General features: G+C 67.1%; 12 protein-coding genes. 3 read left to right on the top strand and 9 right to left on the bottom strand.

Going from position 1 to position 16,304, the window contains the following annotated elements; genetic code table 11:
• Window positions 1-307: 307 nt before the first annotated feature.
• The 9 genes from F3T56_RS43890 to F3T56_RS49950 all read right to left on the bottom strand — a co-directional run bounded on the left by F3T56_RS43890 (window position 308) and on the right by F3T56_RS49950 (window position 12,840).
• The gene (locus F3T56_RS43890) at window positions 308-490 is read right to left on the bottom strand and encodes a hypothetical protein (RefSeq protein WP_149831058.1); all 183 of its coding nucleotides are present in this window, start codon (window positions 488-490) and stop codon (window positions 308-310) included.
• Window positions 491-628: 138 nt separating this feature from the next.
• A complete protein-coding gene (locus tag F3T56_RS43895; protein WP_149831059.1) occupies window positions 629-3,565 on the bottom strand; it encodes a discoidin domain-containing protein in 2,937 nt (978 codons plus the stop codon).
• A gap of 92 nt (window positions 3,566-3,657) precedes the next feature.
• Window positions 3,658-5,130, bottom strand: a complete 1,473-nt coding sequence (locus F3T56_RS43900) for a glycoside hydrolase family 32 protein (protein WP_149831060.1) — start codon at window positions 5,128-5,130, stop codon at window positions 3,658-3,660.
• Window positions 5,131-5,304: 174 nt separating this feature from the next.
• The gene (locus F3T56_RS43905) at window positions 5,305-7,602 is read right to left on the bottom strand and encodes a glycoside hydrolase family 3 N-terminal domain-containing protein (protein ID WP_149831061.1); all 2,298 of its coding nucleotides are present in this window, start codon (window positions 7,600-7,602) and stop codon (window positions 5,305-5,307) included.
• A gap of 233 nt (window positions 7,603-7,835) precedes the next feature.
• The gene (locus F3T56_RS43910) at window positions 7,836-8,723 is read right to left on the bottom strand and encodes a carbohydrate ABC transporter permease (protein WP_149831062.1); all 888 of its coding nucleotides are present in this window, start codon (window positions 8,721-8,723) and stop codon (window positions 7,836-7,838) included.
• Between the two features lie 6 nt (window positions 8,724-8,729).
• Window positions 8,730-9,716: a carbohydrate ABC transporter permease gene (locus F3T56_RS43915; protein WP_149831063.1), complete on the bottom strand. Its 987-nt coding sequence runs from the start codon at window positions 9,714-9,716 to the stop codon at window positions 8,730-8,732.
• A 34-nt stretch (window positions 9,717-9,750) separates the two neighbouring features.
• A complete protein-coding gene (locus F3T56_RS43920; protein WP_149831064.1) occupies window positions 9,751-11,049 on the bottom strand; it encodes an extracellular solute-binding protein in 1,299 nt (432 codons plus the stop codon).
• Window positions 11,050-11,445: 396 nt separating this feature from the next.
• Window positions 11,446-12,453: a LacI family DNA-binding transcriptional regulator gene (locus F3T56_RS43925; RefSeq protein ID WP_149831065.1), complete on the bottom strand. Its 1,008-nt coding sequence runs from the start codon at window positions 12,451-12,453 to the stop codon at window positions 11,446-11,448.
• A 174-nt stretch (window positions 12,454-12,627) separates the two neighbouring features.
• Window positions 12,628-12,840 (bottom strand): hypothetical protein, encoded by a 213-nt coding sequence (locus F3T56_RS49950; protein WP_172639462.1) that lies wholly within the window; start codon window positions 12,838-12,840, stop codon window positions 12,628-12,630.
• Between the two features lie 154 nt (window positions 12,841-12,994).
• Here F3T56_RS49950 and F3T56_RS43935 point away from each other — a divergent pair, with 154 nt between their 5' ends.
• The 3 genes from F3T56_RS43935 to F3T56_RS43940 all read left to right on the top strand — a co-directional run.
• Window positions 12,995-15,553, top strand: coding sequence for a GH32 C-terminal domain-containing protein (locus F3T56_RS43935; protein ID WP_149831066.1), 2,559 nt, complete (start codon window positions 12,995-12,997; stop codon window positions 15,551-15,553).
• Window positions 15,554-15,838: 285 nt separating this feature from the next.
• On the top strand, window positions 15,839-15,982 hold the full coding sequence (locus tag F3T56_RS46770) for a hypothetical protein (RefSeq protein WP_172639461.1): 144 nt from the start codon (window positions 15,839-15,841) through the stop codon (window positions 15,980-15,982).
• Window positions 15,983-16,014: 32 nt separating this feature from the next.
• Window positions 16,015-16,304 (top strand): maltose acetyltransferase domain-containing protein (locus F3T56_RS43940; RefSeq protein ID WP_281291980.1); only part of this gene is annotated, 290 nt, incomplete at its 3' end.

Genomic DNA, 16,304 nt, shown 5'->3' on the forward strand with positions numbered 1-16,304 from the left:
CGGCTACTTCGGCGGCCCGCACGTCCGCTACGTCCTGGACGAGAACCCCATGAGTTTCTGATCAATAAGCTGGAGAATGTTCGCAGGTCAAAGCCACTTCGCGACCTCACGTGACCTGCCTAAATGCGGCCGACAGCACACCGAAGCGCAAACGGTCTGGTGGGTCGTCACACTTTCCGGCCGATTGAGAGGCCGAACAAGCTGCGGCCACCGCCTCCGATGGTGACGGAGGCCACCATTTCGGATCATTCTCGGCCGGAGCACCTGTCTGCGTCCGGCCGAGGATGACGGTTCGGACGGCACGGTGCTATGACGTGCAGACCGTGCCGTCGATCACGGCGATGGGCTCGTCGCCGACCGGGTGCCTTGTGGGCACCCGCAGTGCTGTGCCGGGCTTGACCTTGCACACATCATCGCTGCCGCTGCGCAGGGTCGGCTTCGTTGTCTGCCGGCTGCGCGCGAAGCATCCCTGCAGAGGCCAGGCAGTCACCGCCGAGCACTCCCTTCATCTGAAGAGTGCCTTCAGCCACTACGGCGACAAGACATCAGCAATCCCTGTCCGCTGTCCGGAGGCAATTTCTCTGCGTCGAGGGCAAGGCCAGCCCTTATCCCACGTGAAAGCCCGAGGTCAGTTGTACACGTTGAATTCCGCGACTGACCACCAGCTACGCGCAACATTGCCGGTGTTGGCGACCTTGATGTAGCGAGCTGTCTGCGTCGGGAAGGAAACCAGGTGGACTCGTTGGCCGTCCGCTGCGGAAGAAACCTTGGTCCAGTCGGTTCCATCCGTGGATACGTATACGTCTGCGCTCCGCGCATAGTCGCTGACACTGCCGCCGACATCCAGCACAATCTTGTTGAAGGTCTGCGTTTGTCCCATGTCCACTTGGATCCAGAGGCCGTCGTACTGCCCTGTTCCGGAGCTGTACCGAGTGTCAGAGCTGCCGTCCAGCATGTTTCCGGGCGCATCCCACCGACTTGCGTCCGAAGCCGTTGCGGTCCAGCTCGTCCGCGGCAGCGCAGGACCTAGATCGATGACGTCGAACGAAGATCGTCCTGCATCCACTCCACTGGTTCCCTTCACGGAAACCGTGACCTTCCCCGCCGGAAGTCCCTTCGGAACGTAGGCGCTGATGCTCGTGTCCGACCAGCTGTCTATTTCGGCGTAGCTTGATCCGAAATGCACCGTGCCCAGTCCCTGCGCGTCACCGAAACCAGAACCGCGAGTCGTGAACTTGGAGCGCGGCATGCCTTGATCCGGCGTCAAACTGCTGAAGACCGGCGTCGGGAAACTCGACAGCTTCCTGGTTGTGAACATCGCTGAGGTCCCGCTTGGCAGCGTATAGGTGTACGAGCCGTCGGTGGATATCTTGAAACTCTTGCTGTCGGCGGTCCCGTTGAATACTACGGTGACCTGCGACCCTTCCTTGCTGGTCCAGGTTTTCAGCTGGAGGCCGTTTGATACCGCTGTCGGAGCTGTGATCGAACCGGTTCCCCGCGAATAACCGTACACATTGATGTCACCGATGGCCCACCAGAAACCGGATGCCGCGGTACTGACGATGCGAATGTACTGTGCCGTCCGGGTTGGCAACGTGACGGCTACCTTTCCTATGCCTCCGCTGCCGCTTGCGATCGCGCTGCCCCAATCGGCACCATCGTTCGACACGTATATCTGGTACTTGGTGACGTAGTCGAACGAATTGTTTACGCTGGTGTCGAGGACGATTTTGTCGAAGCTCGTAGGGCTCCCCAGATCGATCTGGAACCAGTCGCCGCTCGTCGGCCCATGCCCGAGACTCCACCGTGTGTTGATGTCGCCGTCGATCGCGTTCGCGGCCACACCCCAGTCCGGCTGCGCGGAAGCCGTGGCGGTCCACTTGCTACGGCTCAGCGCCCTTCCTGTCGTCTGGACGGAAGCTCCGATCGGCAGGGAGTACGTGACCATCCTCTTTCCGGTACGGATCGAGTTCTGGTAGGGCAGTAGTGCCGGGTCGTATGTGACGGTGACCGGGCCGGATGCCGACTTGAACGTGAAGTCGTGTGTCGGGTCCGAGACCTTGGTCGCTGCGGGGGTACGGCCGCTCTGCGCGGGCCCGGAGTAGGTGAAGGTGACGGCGTCGCCGGCGTTCAGGGTGTAGTCGAACGAGTGTGTCCCGTCCGCGACGCTGAAGGTTTTCGCGGCGCTGCCCGAGTTGTGCGCGATCAGGACCTTCGATCCGTCCGGGTTCTGGAACGCGACGTTCTCTATGCTTCCTTCCCCGAAGGTGTTCGAGTAGATCCGGCGTGCTCCGGGCTTGACGAACCTGCTGGCGTGAGCGAGGGCGTGGTAGTCCACGTTGTAGGACACCCGCCCGTCGGCCGGATCGATCGTGAGCAAGCCCCGAAGCATGGGTATACCGGCCGTGTCGCTGTTGAGCGGGCCCCGATCGGGGTCGAGTGCGATGTTCCACAGCATCACCCCGTTCGCCCAATTGCGCGTTCCGTTGATGATCCACGTACCCAGTGCTTCACTGAACGCCGTCTGGTCGCTGTCCTGCCAAACGCCTCCCGTGGCTTCCGTGATGAACGTTTCCTTGCTCGGGTAGTCGTTGTGGACCAGCGTCTGGTAGTTCGGGTTTCCGCTGTAGATGTGCCACCCGGTTCCCGCGGTGTACTTGGAGGCTGCGGGGTCGCTGAAGATCGTCTCCGGATACGAGGGCACGTCCCAGTTGTGGTCCCAAGCCAGGATCTTCGTGGAGATTCCGTTGACTTCGAACGCCTTGCCGATCTCCTGGATCAACTCGGCTTCCTGGTACGCGGACAGGAACATTCCGGGCCAGGTGGGAGTACCCATGGGTTCGTTCTGCGGGGAAATGTAGGAGATGGGCACGCCGGCTTCGCCATAGGCGTGGATGAACTTGACGAAGTAGTTGGCCAGTGCGGAGGTGTTCTCGCTCTTGAGGGTGCCTCCGATCATGGAGTCGGAGGTCTTCATCCAGCCTGGTGGGCTCCACGGGTTGGCCATGATCTTGATGGACGGGTTGAGTGAGAGGGCCTGCCGCAAGGCCGGAATGATGTACGGCACGTCGTGCTGGACGGAGAAGTTGGACAGCGTGGGGTCCGTTTGTCCCTGGGGCATGTCGTTGTAGGAGTAGTTCCCGGACGCGTTGAAATCCGTGGCGCCCATCGGGGAGCGGAGCAGGCTGAGGCCGATTCCCTTCGAGGGATCGAACAGCTTCTTCATCAGCTTGGTCCGCTCGGCAATGGACAGCTTGTCGATGAGCCAGGCGGAGGAGTCGGTCATGGCCGCGCCGAAGCCTTGGACCTTTTGGTACTTGACGCTGTCGTCGATCTTGATCGTGAGCGGGTTGGCCGTTCTCTTCGCCTTGAACAGCACATCGTCCTGGCCGGCGACCCACTTGTCGGCCGATACGTCCGTCAGCCACACACGGACGGAATTGTCACGTGAGGCTTGCTTCAGTTGCGGGGCGGCGATGGAGTTCCCGGAAAACGAGGTCCAGGCGGCGGCGACACCGACGGCGGTGGCCAGGAACTGGCGTCGTCCGAGACCGTATGAGCTCATGGAAGATCCTCCTTCGGACCTGCTTGGTCAGTACTTGGGAGAGGGGGTGGGACACATCGCCGAGGTGGGGGATCGACCGGTTGGAGTCGGCTCTACGGCGACGTCGGCGCCGGCTCTGCGGTGCCGGTGCTCGGCTCCTTGATCACGAGCGGGTGCAGCTCCCACGCGTCGGCCGCGAAGCCGAGGCGCGTACCCGGTGCGCTGCGGGCCTCGAGTCGCCACGGGCCTTGCCCTGTGGGGTAGAAGCGCAGGGTGAGGACCTGGCCGGTGGTGCTCAGGAAGATTTCGGCGATGGAGTGGTCGACGACCACGCGCAGCTCGACCGGCTGACCAGAGGGGCAGGGCATCCGGTAGGAGCCGCCGCGGGCCCGGGGGTCCAGTGAGGCGTGGTCACGGTCGACGACCAGTTCGCCCGCATCGGTATCGACGCGGATGTCGAGGTGCTCGGAGCCGTCCGGGGTGGTGAGCAGCCGCAGACCGGCGTTTCCGGTCGGCTCCAGACGGGCCGTCAGGTCGAAGGCTCGGCCCACGCTGCCGAGGTCCACCGGCTGCGGGCCGTGCGTCGCGCCTTCGGCGTGGATGGTGTGCTCGCCGCGCAGGGCGAGCAGTTCGGTGGCGGGCTGCTGGCGCAGCGAACCGTCGCCGTCGACATGGATCTCGCGGGGCAGGGTGAGGACGCCGGCCCATCCGTCCGCGACGGCCCAGGCTTCGTCGCGGGCTTCCCATGACCAGCCCCACAGCAGCCACCGGTTGCCCGGTGCACGCAGCAGGGCGGGTGCGTAGCAGTCGGGGCCGTGGTCGGCGGGTACCGCTGGGCCGGCCTCGAAGTGGCCGTCGTGCTCTTCGCCGATCAGGGCCGCGACGCTCTGCGGGCCGGTGGGTTCGGTCCATGCGCTGAGGATGAGGGCGCCGCGTGCGTCGGCCGCCGGGAGGTACTGGGGGCATTCCCAGCCCTCGCCCGTGAGCAGGTCGGTGCCACCGATGGGCTCCGGACGGCGGGCCGCGAAAGGCCCCCGGTAGGTCCACTTGTCCAAGTCGGGAGAGCTGTACAGGAGGGCGGCGGCGCGGCCGTCCGTGAGGGCGGCGCCGACCAGCATCCGCCAGCCGTCGCCGTCCTGCCAGACGTACGGGTCGCGGTACATGGTGCAGCCCTCGGGCAGCTCGGGGATGAGCAGTTCGCCGCGCGGGCTGAAGCTGTTGCCGCCGTCGTGGGATACGGCGCAGGTGACCGGCTGGTGCTGGAACGAGCGGTCCTCGCGGTGCGCGGAGTAGAAGGCGACGAGACGGTCGCCGTCGCAGACGGCGTTGCCGGAGAAGCAGCCGTCGGCGTCCACACCACCGGGGGTCGGGGACAGGGCGATCGGCAGCGGCTCCCAGGCCAGCAGGTCGGGGCTGCGGAAGTGGCCCCAGTGCACGTTCGCGTGCGTCGCTCCGTACGGGTTGTACTGGTAGCACACGTGGTAGTGGCCGTCGTGGAAGACCAGCCCGTTGGGGTCGTTGATCCAGTTGCGGGGCGGGCGCAGGTGCGCGACGGGGTGGTGCGGATCGCGGGGTGCGGTGGACACACGCGTGCCTTTCGGTACGTCAGAGGGGCCGGGTCAGAGGAGTCCCGCCCCGCCGGCCCTCTGGTTGGCGGGGTGGCGGGCCGACGGGTCGGGGGTCTTCAGGCCCGGCTCGGGGCTTCAGGTCCGGATGAGGGCTTCAGGCCCGTAGGCGGCCTTCAGGTCCCGATGCGGCTCTCACGTCCGGATGCGGAATTCCGCGCTGAGCTGTTGCTCCCGTCGTGAGCTGGGGCCGACGCGGAGCATGAACTCACCTGGTTCGACCACGCGAAGGTTGTCGGCCGTGACGAGTGAGCACTGCGCGGCGGGGATGCTGAGGCGGACGTCCAGGCTTTCGCCGGGAGGGATTTCGACCTGGGTGAAACCCTTCAGCTCCTGCTCGGCCCAGGTGACGCTGGTGGTCAGGTCGCTGACGTATGCCTGGACCGTTTCCACGGCCCTGCGGCTGCCGCTGTTGGTGAGCCGCACCGTGGCGTCGACGGTGCCGTCGGCGGGGACCTCCTGGTCGTGCACGACCAGGTCGGAGTAGGTGACCGTGGTGTAGGTGAGGCCCGCGCCGAACGCGTACAGGGGGTCCTGGGTGAGATCCGCGTAGCGGCTCCCGTGCTGGCCTCGCACCTGGTTGTAGAAGACCGGTTGCTGTCCGACGTGGCGTGCGAAGGAGACCGGGAGCCGGCCGCTGGGTTCGATGAGTCCGAGAAGGAGTTCGGCGGCGGCGCGGCCACCGCGCATGCCCGGGTTGAACGCCTCGATGAGGGCTGCCGCGTTCAGGGCGGAGTCCGGGAGGGTGCTCGGCTTTGATTGGGCGAGTACGACGATCATCGGTGTGCCGGTGGCGGCGACCGCGTCCAGGAGCGCGATCTGGCCGCCTTGGAGGTCGAGCGTCGCCGTGGAGCGCACCTCGCCGGTGAGGGCGATGGTGTCCCCCACGACCACGACGGCGTAGTCTGCGGCCTCCGCGGCGGCGGTGGCCTCCCGAAGCTGTGCCTGGTCGACCGGGGCGGGGGTGAAAACGGATGGCTGCGGTTGGCCGTCGGGCCCGAGGGACCACTCGGAGTTGGATGCGGGGCTTTCGATGTCGGCTCCGCGGGCGTACGTGATGGTCCAGTCGGCCGGTGCGACGGCGCGAAGGCCGTCGAGCACCGTCTCCACCGACTCGCGTGGATGTCCTTCGGGCATCCACGGGACCTGGCCGGTGGCGCCCGCCCAGTCGCCGAGCATGGCTTGCGTGCTGTCGGCGTTGGGGCCGATGACCGCGATCGTCCGCGGCCTGTCCCGGCTCACGGCGCGCCCCGTTCCGTCCGCGGTCAGCCCGCTCTCGAGGGGCAGGATCCCCTCATTGCGCAGCAACACCAGGGAGCGTCGGGCGGTTTCGAGGTTGAGGTCGGCGTGTGCGCGGCAGCCGATCACCTGCGCCTGCCGCTCGGGGTCGGGGGCGCGGGGGTTCTCGAAAAGTCCGAGCTCGAACTTCAGCCGCAGAACCCGCCGTACCGCGTCATCGATCTGCTTCTCTTCAATCAGGCCGCGGGCGACCGCTTCCTGGGCGCCCTCGAAGAACTGCGGTGTGGCCATGATGAGGTCGTTCCCGGAGTTGACGGCGACCGCCGCCGCCTCGGCGTAGTCGGCACAGGTCCGCTGGTCGTAGACCATCCGGCCGACGTTGTCCCAGTCGGTCACCAGCGTCCCGGTGAAGCCCCACTCGCCCTTGAGCACGTCGTTGATCAGCCACTGATGCGCGGTGATGGGCACCCCGTCGATGGACTGGTAGCCGAGCATGAAGCCGCGGCAGCCGGCCCGTACCGCCTGCTCGAAGGGGGGCAGGAACCACGAGCGCAGCTTGCGGGGACTGAGATCGGCTTCGCTGGCGTCGCGCCCGCCCAGGGTTTCGGAGTAGCCCGCGAAGTGCTTTGCGTACGCCAGCACGGCTGTCGGGTCGCTGAGGCCGTCGCCCTGGTAGCCGCGTACCATCGCCGCCCCGAGTTCACCGATCAGGAACGGGTCCTCGCCGAACGTCTCGTTGATCCGGCCCCAGCGCAGGTCCCGGGTGATGCACAGCACCGGGGAGAACGTCCCGTGGATTCCGGTCGCCGCGATTTCGGTCGCGGCCGCTCGGGCGACTCGGTGGAGCAGGGAGGGGTCCCAGGTGCAGGCCATGGCCAGCTGGGTCGGGAAGATGGTCGCGCCCGGCCAGAAGGAGTGGCCGTGGATGCCGTCGTCGGCTGTCAACAGCGGGATGCCGAGCCGTGTCTGCCGGGCCAGTTCCATGGCCTGAGGCATCAGCGCGGGAGACACATGCAGGACCGATCCGGCCAGTTTGGCCGACACGATGTCCGCCAGGTCCCCGTGTTGTGCGTCGAGCATCAGCAGCTGCCCGACCTTCTCCGGAAGGGTCATCCGGGACAGCAAGTCCTCGATCCTTGCTTCCACGGACGCTTCCGGATCCAGGTACGCGGCAGGGCGGACCGGCTGTCCCATTTATGGTCTCCAAGTGATGAGTCGTCACAGGTCAGAGAGTTGATTGCCGACGGCGGGCTGGTCGCGGGAGTGCGACGTTCTTGTGCCGGGTGTGTCGGCCGTGTGGCCGCCGCGGTCGACGGCGCTGCGTCGCAGGGACGCTGCCGCCTGCCGCGGCGGGGCTCGCGCTTCGCCGGCCCGCCGCCCCGGGCGGGACCGGTGCGGCACAGGGCGACGGGGTGGGAGCAGGGGTGTCACTTCAGGCCGGTGGTGGCGATGCCCGCCACGAACTGGCGCTGGAAGAGCAGGAAGACGATCATCACCGGCAGCAGGACGACCACGGCACCGGCGAGCAGGATGCCGAAGCGGGTGAAGGACTGTCCGCTGCTGGCCAGGGCGAGGCCGACAGGGAGGGTGTACTGGCTCTCGTTCTGGGCCACGACCAGGGGCCACAGGAAGTTGTTCCAGGAGCCGAGGAAGGTGATGATCCCGAGGGTGGCGAGGGCCGGTTTGGTCAGCGGCAGGATGATCCTCGCGAAGATGGCCAGTTCGCGGCAGCCGTCGACGCGGGCGGCGTCGATGAGTTCGTCGGGCAGGGTGGAGATGAACTGCCGCATCAGGAACACCCCGAAGGGACCGGCCAGGAACGGCAGGACCAGCCCGAGCATGGAGCCGGTCAGCTGCATGTTGGACACCAGCACATACAGGGGGACGAAGGTGACCAGGCCGGGGATCATAAGCGTCCCCATGACCAGCAGGAAGACGGCGCGCTGTCCGCGGAACTCCAGCTTGGCCAGGGCGTATCCGAGCATCGAGCAGAAGATCAGGTTGCCCGCGGTGACGGCGAGGGCCACGATCACGGAGTTGGCGAACATGCTCGTGAAGTCGAGCGTGCTGAACAGCTCACCGTAGTTGGCGGTCGTGGGCGCCGTAGGTATCAGGACGGGCGGGACCCTGCGGATGTCGGCCTCGGGTTTGAAGGAGCCGGACAGCATCCACAGGAACGGCGCGATCATCAGCAGCAGGGCGCCGGCGAGCGGCAGATACAGCCAGGGCTGGCCCCAGGTCCGGCGGATGCGGCGGCGCCTGAGGATGCGGTCCGTGCCCGGCTGTGCCGTGGGGAGAGTGGAGAGGGTGCTCATGGGTCGTCAGTCCTTGTCTCGCAGCACGCGGAACTGCAGCACGGTCAGCGCCACGATGAGGACGAAGATGACGTAGCTGGTGGCCGACGCCATCTCGTAATTGCCGTTGCCGAACTGTTTGTAGGCGTACAACGTGGCCGACAGGGTGGAGTCCAGCGGTCCGCCGTCGGTCATCACGAACGGTTCGTCGAAGAACTGCAGATAGCCGATGCCGGTGGTGACGGCGGTCAGCAGCAGGGCGGGACGCAGGAGCGGGAACGTGACCCGCCAGAAGCGCTGCCAGGGCCCGGCGCCGTCGAGTTCGGCCGCCTCCATCAGGGACTGGGGCACGGACTGCAGCCCGGCCAGCATGATGATCATGACGGTGCCCAGGTTGCGCCACACCGCCATCACGATCATGACGGGCAGGGCGAAGCGGGTGTCCGCCAGCCAGGCCGGGCCGTCGATCCCGAACCAGCCCAGGACGAGGTTCACCAGTCCCGCACGCGGTTCGAGGAGCGTCTTCCACACCACGGCGACGGCCACGATGCTGGTGATCACCGGGAGATAGAAACCGACCCGGAAGACGGCCCGGAAGCGTTGGATGCCGCTGTTGAGTGCGACCGCCGCGGCGAGCCCGGCGGCCAGGGTGAGGGGCAGGGCCACCAGGACGAACACGGCCGTGTTGCGCAGGGCCGTGAAGAACTGCTCGTCCTGGAAGAGCCGCACGTAGTTGTCGAGGCCGATGAACGACACGTTCAGGGGTGTGCGCAGGTCGGCGCTGCTGGTGTCGGTCAGGCTCATCAGCAGCGACCAGACCAACGGCAGCAGCATGAAGGCCGCGAACAGCGCGAGGAAGGGCGCGGCGAGGATCCAGGCGGCCCGGGTCTGCCTGCCGCGCGCCTTGCCCCGGAGCGGGGAGTGCCGGCGTCCGGCATTCCGCTCCGGCCCCGCGGTGCTCTGTTTGTCGGTGTCGCCCCGCCCGGGGAGCGTTTTCGTGGACATGGAGGTCATCCGTCCGTACGAGGGGTGCTCATGGCGGTGGTGCTCAGCGGCCGGTGCCGATGCTGGTGGTCTTGGACTGCAGCGTCTTCTGCACTTCGGCGACGGTGACCTTGCCGAGGGCCAGCTTTTCCAGTTCGGAGTCGATGGCGTCGGCGATCTGCTGCCAGGTGGTGATGGCGGGCTGCGCCTTGCTGACCTTGAGCTGCTCGTCGAACGGCTTCATGTTCTCGTCCGCGCTCAGATTCGCGTCCGACCACGCCTGGGGCGAAGCAGGCAGGCTGTCGGTGGCCTTGACATAGGCCGCGAGGTTGGCGGGCTCGGTGAGGAACCGGGCGAACTTCCATGCCGCGTCGGGGTTCTCGGCTTCCTTGAACACCGCCAGGTCGGTGCCGCCGGCGAACCCGGCGGCCTGCTCGGAGTACGGCACCGGCATGGTCTTCCACTTGCCGTCCAGCTCCGGGGCGTCCTTGTGGAGGCTGGCACCGTTCCACGCGGCCTCCTGGTAGGTGGCGATCAGCCCGTCCCGGAAGTTCTGCACGTTGTCCGACCTGTCGGTCGGCGCCAACCCCTGCTTCGGAACGCTCGCCCAGTACTCCAGCGCCTTGGCGACCTCGGGCGTGTCGAAGGTGAACTTCTTGGTCTTGGCGTTGTAGATGTCACCGCCCTGCTGCCACACCATCGGCACCCAGAAAACCCAGGAGTTGAAGCCCAGCACCAGCCCGGTGGCGTTGCGCAGCTTGGGGTTCTGCTTGCCCACGGTGGCCTGGATGGCCCTGAGGTCCTTCAGGTATCCGGCCCGGTCGCCGGCCAGGGCGCCCCTGATGCCGGCCTTCTCGGTGAGGTCGGTCCGGTAGTAGACCACCGTGGTGTCGGCGGTGAACGGGACACCGTAGGAGGCGTCCTTGTACTTGGTGGTGTCCCACTGGCCGGGGTAGAAGTCCGACGACTTGATCGACGTCGGGGTGGCCTGGAAGGCGTTCATGGCGGCCATCTCGGCCATCCAGGTGCTCCCGACCATGGACATGTCCGGTGTGTTTCCGCCGGCGATGGCGGTGGTCAGCTTGTCGTGGGCGGCGTCCCACGGGACCGAGGTGATCTTGACGTCGGCGTCCGGGTTCTCCTGCTCGAACTTCTCGGCCAGGTCCTTCAGGGCCGGTTGGATGTCGCCCAGGTTCCACATGACCACCGTCCCCGTGGCCTTGCCCGCGCCGATCTCGGCGGGCGCGTCGTTGCCGGCGCCGGAGTCCTCGCTCCGGCCGCAGCCGGTGGCCACGAGGGCTGCCGTGACGGTGACGCACAGGGTCTGGACGGATCTGACAGCGTGACGGGTAGTGATACGCATGATGCGGCTCCTTGCCGTTGAGCGATACAGGCGCGGGGGGCTAAGGGTGAGAGCGGGCGGACGCCCGGATGGGCCGGCGTACGGGTGGGGACCGTCTGCGGTGACAGCGGCATCGGCGGTCAGCCGCAGGGCGCGGCTGGAACATCCGACGCGGAGTGGGTAGGGGCCGGGCGGGGTGGGCCAGGCGCGCCGTTCGGTGTCCCGGATCGGGAACGCGCGAGCGGAAGGGTGCATGTGGGCGGTGCCGCATGAACGCGTGTGCAGCCGCCATGGTTGCGAGGAAGGCGAGGCCGAGGTGGGTCGCCGAGGTTTCAAGGACACGGGGGGCGGTGCGTCACCGGCAACGCACCGCCCGGCTGCGAGGCGCCATCACGTACGCACCGCGATGACGTCGCGTCAGTTCGAGCTCGGCTCCAACGTCGAACCGCGGATCACGAGGCTGGTGGGAATGATGCGCGAGGGGGCGGCCTCGGGCGATCTGCGCACGTGGTCGAGCAGCAGACGCGCCGCTGCCTCACCCATCTCCCGCATCGGCTGGCGGACGGTGGTCAAGGCCGGATAGGTGTACGACGCCACCTCGACGTCATCGAACCCCACCACGGCGACATCCTGCGGAATCCGCAGGCCGGCCTCGTGCAAGGCCGCGAGCACGCCGGCCGCCGAGGGGTCGTTGTGCCCGAAGACCGCGTCGAACTCCACGCCGTCCGCGAGAGCTTGCGCCACCGCGCTCCGGCTGCTGTCGAACAGGAAGTCGCCGCAGATGATGCTGCGCGGGTCGAGCTCGATCCCGGCCTGCGCATAGACGTCGACGAAGCCGCCCAACCGTTCCCGGGTGCAGCCGTACTCATCAGGACCGGTCACCACCAGGGGGCGACGGCGACCGAGGTCCAGCAGGTGGCGCGCCGCCTGCTCACCACCCTCCCGGTTGGTGGTGGCCACGTAGGGGAATCCCGGCCGCTGGAAGCGATCGTCGATCAGCACCACCGGCAGTCCGGCTTCGTGCAGTTCCGTGATGGCTGCCAGGGCCCCCTCGGGCTCTATCACCAGCAGCCCGTCGAACGACTTGGCAGCGACCTGCAGGCCCAGCCTGCGCAGTGACTCCTCACCGCGGTTCACGGTCAGCATGCGCAGCCCGAAGCCCTCGGCCTCCAGCGTTTCGACGACCGCCTGCACTATGCCGGCCCAGGCCCAGGCCATGTCAGGGACCAGCATGCCGATCATCTGTGTCGTGCCGCGTGCCAGCCCCACTGCCCCGGCGCTCGGCACATAGCCGAGCTCCGAGATCGCCTTGCGGACCTTCACGACGGTGTCCTCGCTGATCTCGCCCTTGCCGTTCAGCACCCGCGAGACCGTCGTCTTGCTGACCCCGGCCCGCGAGGCCACGTCGGCGATAGTGACTCCCATGTCACCTCCCCTCCCTTCCTGCAGAGGCGGAAGACGTCCTCCCGCGCCGAAGGGCCGATCGTACAGAGACCCGTGGAACCGGTACCGGAAGCAGTCCCGGAACCGGTTTCGGTACCGGTTCCGGAAGTGAAGCACCGAGAGACCCGGCCGGTCAACACCCCGGAAACAATTCGTTCACTGGCCGTTCTCGGTCTCGACGCTGTCGCGGAAGCCTGCCGGTTCACCACCCAGGTCGCCGCCCTGACCTGCTCGTTTACCGGCACCAACCCGCCATGCCCGAACCAGTTGGCGCGGTTCGCGACCAGCGGCGACGCCTGACGGCCTGTCGATCCATACCGAAACAATCGCGCCCGCACCGTTGACGGCACTGGTCGGATTGCGCTTCATTGTCGGGGCACCCGATGTCATCGCTGACATAAGTCAACGATGACACCCCTGGTCGGTGCCGTGGACGTCGGCGCCGACAGGGCGTCACTTTTCGGTCCGTCCGTGCCGGGGCCGCAGTCACCGCTGCGCGGACGGCCGCAGGCAAGGAGACACCATGAGCTCTGCACGCGTATCCCGGCATGCCCGCATGCGGTTGATGGCGGCGGTGGCGACGGTCTGCGCCCTGTCCGCCGCGCCGCTCGCCCCCCAGGCTGTCGCGGCCGACACCCCGCCGTACACCGAGACCTACAGACCCCAGTTCCACTTCACTCCGGAGAAGAACTGGATGAACGACCCCAACGGTCTCGTGTACTACAAGGGCGAGTACCACCTCTTCTACCAGTACAACCCGAACGGCAACTCCTGGGGCGACATGTCCTGGGGGCACGCGGTGAGCAAGGACCTCGTGCACTGGGAGGAGCTGCCGCTCGCCCTGTCGCACGACGACGAGGAGATGGTGTTCTCCGGCAGCGCGGTCGTCGACTGGAACAACACCACCGGGTTCGGCACGAAGAAGAACCCGCCCATGGTGGCGATCTACACCAGCGCCTACAAGAACGGCGGCAAGCAGGCCCAGTCGCTCGCCTACAGCACCGACCGGGGCCGCACCTGGACCAAGTACCAGGGCAATCCCGTCATCGACATCGGCTCCAACAACTTCCGCGACCCCAAGGTCCAGTGGCACGCGCCGACCAAGAGCTGGCTGATGACCGTGTCGCTGTCCGCCGAGCACAAAGTGCGGTTCTACTCGTCCAAGAACCTCAAGGACTGGGACCTGCTCAGCGATTTCGGACCGGCCGGCGCGACGGGCGGCGTGTGGGAATGCCCCGACCTGTTCCCCCTGGCGGTCGACGGCGACAAGAACAACATCAAGTGGGTCCTGGTCGTCAACATCAACCCCGGTGGTATCGCGGGCGGTTCGGCCGCCCAGTACTTCATCGGCGACTTCGACGGCAAGAAGTTCACCGCAGACGACAAGGGCACCTACACCCCGCCGACCGGCACGGTGGTACAGGACTTCGAGGGCACCGGCTTCGGTGAGTGGACGACGACCGGAACCGCGTTCGGCCAGGGACCGGCAGCCGGGGCGGTGGACGGGCAGGGGGCCGTCGAGGGCTTCGACGGCAAGGGCCTCGCCAACAGCTTCCACGGCGGTGACGGGACCACCGGCACCCTCAGCTCGCCCGAATTCACCGTCGACAGCCCTTACCTGAACTTCAAGGTCGGTGGCGGGCGGCATCCGCACGAGGCCGGAACCGTCATGGACAGGACTCCGCCCGAGGGCACGGTCCTCGCCGACTTCGAAGGCGGAACCTACGGCGACTGGACGGCGACCGGGGACGCTTTCGGCACCGCACCGGCCACGGGCACCCTCCCCGACCAGGGACAGGTCTCCGGCTTCCTGGGAGACGGGCTGGCCAACACCTTCCTGAACGGCGACGCCAGTACCGGCACCCTCACCTCGCCCGAGTTCACCCTCGACAAGAAGCACATCAACTTCCTCATCGGCGGCGGCAACCACCCGGCCGGCTCCGACAACCCCACCGCCGTCGAGCTCCTCGTGGACGGACGAGTGGTGCGCAGCGCCACCGGAAAGGACGCCGAGGCACTCAACTGGGCGTCCTGGGACGTCAGCGACCTCGCCGGCAAGAAGGCGCAGATCAGGATCGTCGACAACAACAGCGGCGGCTGGGGCCACCTCAACGTCGACCACATCGTGCTGTCCGACGCCCAGGCCCGGCGCGTCTCCCAGGAGACCTCCGTCAACCTGCTCGTCGACGGCAAGGTCGTCCGCAGCGCGACCGGCGCCGACAGCGAGACCCTGGACTGGGCGTCCTTCGACATGCGCCCGTACACCGGCAAGAAGGCGCAGATCCAGATCCTCGACATGAACACCGCCGGCTGGGGCCACGTCATGGCCGACCAGTTCACCGCCGCCGAGAAGCCCGCCAAGTCCGTCGTACAGCGCGCCGACTGGGCCGACTACGGCAAGGACTACTACGCGGCGGTGTCCTGGGAGAACGCCCCGGGCGGCAAGCGCTACATGATCGGCTGGATGAACAACTGGGACTACGGCCAGTCCGTCCCCACCTCCCCCTGGCGCGGCGCGCAGAGCGTTCCGAGGGAGATGGCCCTGCGCACCGTCGACGGCCAAGTCCGGCTGACCAGCAAGCCGGTGGGCAGCCTGGAATCCCTCCGCCAGCAGCGCCCGGCGACCGCGACCGGTGTCACGGTCAAGAACATCTCCAAGCCCCTGATCGGCCCCACGGCCAAGGGCAAGGCGCTCGACATCGAGGCCACCTTCTCCCTCAAGGACGCCGAACGCTTCGGCCTGAAGGTGCGCACCGGCGAGGACGGCGAGGAGACCGTCATCGGCTACGACACCACGACCCAGGAGCTGTACGTCGACCGCACCCGCTCCGGCGCCGGCGACTTCAACAGCACCTTCCCCGGCGTCCAGACCGCACCCCTGAAGGCCAAGAACGGCAAGGTCAAGCTGCGTATCCTCGTCGACTGGTCGTCCGTCGAGGTCTTCGGCGGCAACGGCGAGGCAGTGATCACCGACCAGATCTTCCCCGACCCCTCCAGCACCGGCGTGGAGGTCTTCGCCGAAGGCGGCACCGCCACCCTCGACCAGATGCGGGCGTGGCAGCTGAAGTCCATCTGGCGGTGACGCACCGCGGGTCCGTGCGCCGGTCGGCCAGGAGCGGCTTCCGGCGCGCGGCTCTCGGCGAGGCAGGCGCCAAGAAGGGCGCGTGGAAGCGATCCCCACGACCCCTGGCCCGCACCGATGATGCCAGCCTGTGTCTCTTCCTCCCTTCGCAGGACGGCCGAGGGGGAACCAGGCGCCGATGGGCATTGCCGTGCGGTGCACAGTTCAGGAAGTGAGGATGGTGAGCGGCACTGAGTGCTGGGCGTCACAAACGCCCGGGTCAGCGTCCAACTACCGTGGCTCCGCATGACCCATACCGAGATCGAGATCACCGCTGATCTGGTCCGGGATCTGCTGCTCGACCAGCACCCCGACCTGGCCGATCGTCCCCTGAACTTCCTCGACCACCATGTCCTCGGACAGGAGTGGCGGCGCCCCGCAATGCTTTAACTGACCCTCTTGGAGAAAGAGAGCGTTCCGCTGTGACGCATGCTCACGAGGAAGAAGTCCTGGCCCGGATCGCCAAGGGGCTGGTCTACACCGAGTCGGAAGCGGCCTTCCAGGCCCCTCGGCGCCGCACCAAGCGGATCTTCGAGTACAACCACACACCACCGAGCGAAACGGAGAAGCGTCGATCGCTGCTCGTCGCGATCTTCGGCTCGGTCGGTGAACGCACGGTGCTCTTGCCGCCGTTCCACGCCGGCTTCGGCAGCAACGTCCACATCGGCGACGACTTCTTCGGGAACGTGAACCTCACGTTCGTCGACGACGT

The organism is Streptomyces tailanensis (genome assembly GCF_008386495.1).
Lineage (GTDB): Bacteria > Actinomycetota > Actinomycetes > Streptomycetales > Streptomycetaceae > Streptomyces > Streptomyces tailanensis.